Annotated in this window: 3 protein-coding genes and 2 pseudogenes; all 5 read left to right on the forward strand. The window is 28.8% G+C overall.

Going from position 1 to position 4,618, the window contains the following annotated elements:
• The first annotated feature begins 171 nt into the window (after positions 1-171).
• The gene (locus tag ACTG3S_RS10380) at positions 172-624 is read left to right on the forward strand and encodes a hypothetical protein (RefSeq protein WP_439129286.1); all 453 of its coding nucleotides are present in this window, start codon (positions 172-174) and stop codon (positions 622-624) included.
• 171 nt (positions 625-795) lie between these two features.
• A complete protein-coding gene (locus ACTG3S_RS10385) occupies positions 796-1,980 on the forward strand; it encodes an asparagine synthetase B (protein ID WP_439129307.1) in 1,185 nt (394 codons plus the stop codon).
• A gap of 203 nt (positions 1,981-2,183) precedes the next feature.
• Positions 2,184-3,029, forward strand: a complete 846-nt coding sequence (locus ACTG3S_RS10390) for a transketolase (protein WP_439129287.1) — start codon at positions 2,184-2,186, stop codon at positions 3,027-3,029.
• A gap of 221 nt (positions 3,030-3,250) precedes the next feature.
• A pseudogene (locus ACTG3S_RS10395) lies at positions 3,251-3,995 on the forward strand (ParA family protein); the annotation flags it as partial.
• 488 nt (positions 3,996-4,483) lie between these two features.
• Positions 4,484-4,618 (forward strand): annotated as a pseudogene (locus tag ACTG3S_RS10400) (N-acetyl-alpha-D-glucosaminyl L-malate synthase BshA); the annotation flags it as partial.

Raw genomic sequence — 4,618 nt, forward strand, 5'->3', positions numbered from 1 at the left:
AATAATTTGGTTAAAGATCATTTTACTTTAGTTGAAGATGAAGAAGGTTAAATTAAAGAAATATCTTCAGATAATATTAAAAAAGAATTTTTAAGTGAGAATGTAATAAATGATTACAGTATAGCACAAAATTTAAAAGGTTGGTTTTAGATCATAAATTGTAATATTGAGATGAACAGAAAAATAGATTTGCAACTTAGAAAATTAAAAATAATTGAGTATTTAATTGCTACGAATGAAATAAAACAAATTGAAAATATTGAAAAATTTATTTCGGATTTAAAAGAGAATCCAAATTTAGTTTATGAAAAGTCTTTTTCTCATAACAATGATGGGTTTATTTACAAAAGAAATCAATCTGAAAATAATTTGTTACTTGAAAAAAAGGACAAAAATAATATACAATCTTTAAATGTAAATTATATAGATGATAAAAAAAGTTGGGTTTTGAGATGGAAAGAAATGTGTAAACAATTGAATATTAATAATGAGTATGTTAGTGATATTACAGGTAATAGACCAGAAAGTATTAGAACAGTTACTGTTAAAGATAAAACCTTTCCAAGATTGCTAAAGTTATCGGTACATATTTTTGAAAAGTATATAAAAAACGAAGTACTGTAAATTAAATATATTTAAATTTATTCTTTTAAGTAGAGTTCAAAAATAAAAAATAAGCTAAAAATTTATAAATCGTTTTTAGTTCAAATAAAAATAAATGTGGTAAAGTATTATAAAGTTTTATTGTTTCTAATTGTTTCAAACTCTAGTTGGGCATCATTTATTTACATACCTATGAATGATGATAATCAGAAAAATCATTTAAAAGCCTACGGAATTGTTTATTATTCTTTAGAAGCAGGCTTAAAATCGAAATGGTTGTTAAATTATGATGGTGGTGCATTTTTAATAGAAAACAACAAACTCATCGAAAACGAATGTAAAATTAGAGGAGTTTCGTATCAAATAATTTCAGATGCAAAATCGCAATTAATATTACAAGAAATTGCTTCACCATCTTCTAATCAAGATGCAGTTACCTTAGAAAAGGCTCCAAAAATAGCAGTGTATTCACCAAAAGACAAAATGCCTTGGGACGATGCTGTAACCATGGTGTTAACCTATGCAGAAATTCCTTTTGATGTCGTATATGATAAAGAAGTTTTAGAAGATAAATTATTGTTATACGAATGGCTTCATTTACATCACGAAGATTTTACAGGACAATATGGTCGTTTTTATGGTTCATTTAGAACAGCTCCTTGGTACATAGAAGGCAAGCAAAGAGCAGAAAAATTGGCCACAGAATTGGGGTACAGCAAAGTCTCAGAAGAAAAATTAGCGGTAGCAAAAAAAATAAGAAATTATGTTGTAGGTGGTGGTTTTATGTTCGCCATGTGCTCTGCAACCGATAGTTTTGATATTGCATTGTCTGCAGAAGGTGTAGATATTGCAGAAGCTATGTTTGATGGTGATGCATCTACGCCAAATTATCAATCTAAAATCAACTTTAATAAAACCTTTGCCTTTAAAAATTTCAATTTAATAAAAAACCCAACAACTTACGAGTTTTCTTCTATAGACATGACTCGCAAAAGAAGAATTCCTAAAACATCAGATTATTTTTCTTTGGCAGAGTTTTCTGCAAAATGGGATCCTGTACCTACCATGTTAACCCAAAATCATACAGTTTTGGTCAAAGGTTTTATGGGACAAACAACTTCTTTCGATAGAAATACTGTAAAAAGTAATGTGTTAGTTTTAGGCGAAAACAAAGTAAATAGAGAAGCACGTTACATACATGGCACAAAAGGAAAAGGTATGTTTACCTTTTATGGAGGTCATGACCCAGAAGATTATACACATAGAATTGGCGACCCAAAAACAGAGTTAGATTTGCATCCAACATCACCAGGTTATCGTTTAATTTTAAACAATGTATTGTTTCCTGCAGCTAAAAAGAAAAAACAGAAAACTTAAAATATTTGTTTTTTTTTGGCGTTTTAACGGGCTTTCCAATATATCTTTTTTCAGAAAAAGAAAAAAGGATGCCATTACAATCCCTAACGCAACCACTCAAACGCTACAATAAAACTGTTAATAAATCATCAATAAATACTTTATAAAAATATTTCATATACATTCACTTTTGTATTTTTGTCAGTATAATTTAAACAAATAAAATGTCAACAACACAACAATTACAAGACTTTACACAACAAGTTCGTAGAGATATTTTAAGAATGGTACATAAAGTAAATTCTGGGCATCCAGGAGGTTCTTTAGGTTGTGCCGAGTTTATTACTTGTTTGTATCAAGAAGTAATGGAGTATTCAATAGATTTTACTATGGATGGGGAAAATGAAGATTTATTTTTTCTATCCAATGGTCATATTTCTCCAGTTTTTTATAGTGTTTTGGCACATAGTGGATTTTTCTCAGTAGAGGAATTAAGTACATTTAGATTGATAGATTCACGCTTACAAGGCCACCCAACAACTCATGAAGGTTTACCTGGAGTAAGAATTGCATCAGGTTCTTTAGGACAAGGAATGTCTGTTGCTATAGGTGCAGCAGCCACTAAAAAATTAAATAGCGATGACAAATTGGTATATACTTTACATGGGGATGGAGAGTTGCAAGAAGGGCAAAACTGGGAAGCAATTATGTATGCATCTGCAAAAAAAGTAGACAATTTAATTGCCACTATAGATTTAAACGGAAAACAAATTGATGGAGCAACAGACGATGTTTTACCAATGGGAAGCATCAAAGCAAAATTTGAAGCTTTTGGTTGGGATGTTTTAGACATTGAAAAGGGAAATGATATTGAAGCTATTTTAGCAGGTTTAGCAGAAGCAAAATCGTTAACAGGTAAAGGAAAACCCGTTTGCATTTTATTACATACAGAAATGGGGAATGGTGTAGATTTTATGATGCACACACATGCATGGCATGGTAAAGCTCCAAATGACGAACAATTAGAAAGTGCATTGACTCAAAACCCAATAACTTTAGGGGATTATTAATAACATTATATTTTTGTTTACAAAAAACAGCTTTGATTTTTTAATTAAAGCTGTTTTTTTATGAGTACTTTTTTAAATTTGGTATTACGAAAAAGTTAAATATTGATTATAGCAAGAATAACGTAATATTGGTATTGCTGTAGAATATTTATTTTTTTATCTTTAGATTTTTCAAATAAAACGCTAATTGTTAAAGGCTTATTTATGACTGTAATCTAAGAATGGGAAAAATAATTTCAATTTCTAACCATAAAGGAGGTGTTGGTAAAACGACTACTTGTGTTAATTTCGCAGCTGGTTTAGGAATTCTAGAAAAAAAAAGTATTGGTTATTGATACCGACCCACAAGCCAATGCAACAACTTCATTTGGTTTTCAATCAAAACACTTAGACAACCCTGCTTTAGAGTTTATGAGTATTACATCAGTACTTAAAAATAATAAAGTTTCAACCAACTCTCCTAATGTAGATTTAATTCCGTTTTTAGAGGATGTTAATTTTTTTAAAGAAATATCAGATTTCTCTCGTTTTAAAAAAGCATTAGATGAAATATCTAAACTTTACGATTATATAATTATTGATTGTGTTCCCTTTTTTAAAACAAAGAACCTAGAAATTTTAAAAAGTTCTCATTCAATTATAATTCCTGTTCAATGCGATTATTATGCGCTAGAAGGTCTGCATAAGTTTTTAAGAACTGTAAGATTTGTTCAGAAAAACCTGAATCCAACTCTAGATATAGAAGGTTTTTTATTAACAATGTTTGATACACGATTAAACCTTTCTAAAAAAGTAGTTAATTACATCCAGTCGTATTTTAAAACAATGGTTTTTAAAACAATAATTAATAGAAACACAAAACTTTCTCAAGCTCCTGGTTTCGGAAAATCTATTTTTGAGCATGATATTACTTCCCCTGGTGCAAGAGATTATTTAGCACTTGCAAACGAAATCATTATCAACAATACACAATTAAAAGCTTCTACAAAAATTCCTTTGCTGTCAGAAGAGCAAGAAAGTATCTTCAACAAGAAAACGCTTTCTAAAAAACCGTTAGAAAATAATACTAGTGCTAAAGAAACATATTCATATCTAAAAAAATTATTATACACAAAAGATGATGCTAAAGAAAAATCATTTCCTAAAAATTTTGCTAGTTTTTTAGGATTAGATAAAAATGAAGTAAAACAAAGAATAGGGCTTCATGAAAATGACATTAATAAAAATATTTGGTTTTACAGACTTAAGAATAAGAAGAGTTTTTTTAGTAAGAAATACTTATATATTTACTTTAGGAATAATTTTGTTAAAAATTATGAAATAAGAAGGTTCAAGTCAAATTCAAAGCAATAAATTTTTTATGTTTTTATTTAGTTTTCAACTGTAAGATTAGCTTTATATTTACAACTAATTCAATTCTTGAATTTTTTGAATTTTAAATCTTTGAATAGTATATGAAAATTGGTATTGTTTGTTATCCAACTTTTGGTGGTAGTGGAGTTATGGCAACAGAATTAGGTATGGCTCTGGCAGATAAAGGTCATGAAGTTCATTTTATAACCTATAATCAACCCGTTCGTTTAGATTTC

This window comes from Polaribacter sp. (assembly GCF_965656025.1).
Taxonomy (GTDB): Bacteria; Bacteroidota; Bacteroidia; order Flavobacteriales; family Flavobacteriaceae; genus Polaribacter.

Coding starts and splice junctions, on each gene's coding strand:
- ACTG3S_RS10380 (WP_439129286.1), top strand. CDS start 172: ATGAACAGAAAAATAGATTTGCAACTTAGAAAATTAAAAATAATTGAG.
- ACTG3S_RS10385 (WP_439129307.1), top strand. CDS start 796: ATGAATGATGATAATCAGAAAAATCATTTAAAAGCCTACGGAATTGTT.
- ACTG3S_RS10390 (WP_439129287.1), top strand. CDS start 2,184: ATGTCAACAACACAACAATTACAAGACTTTACACAACAAGTTCGTAGA.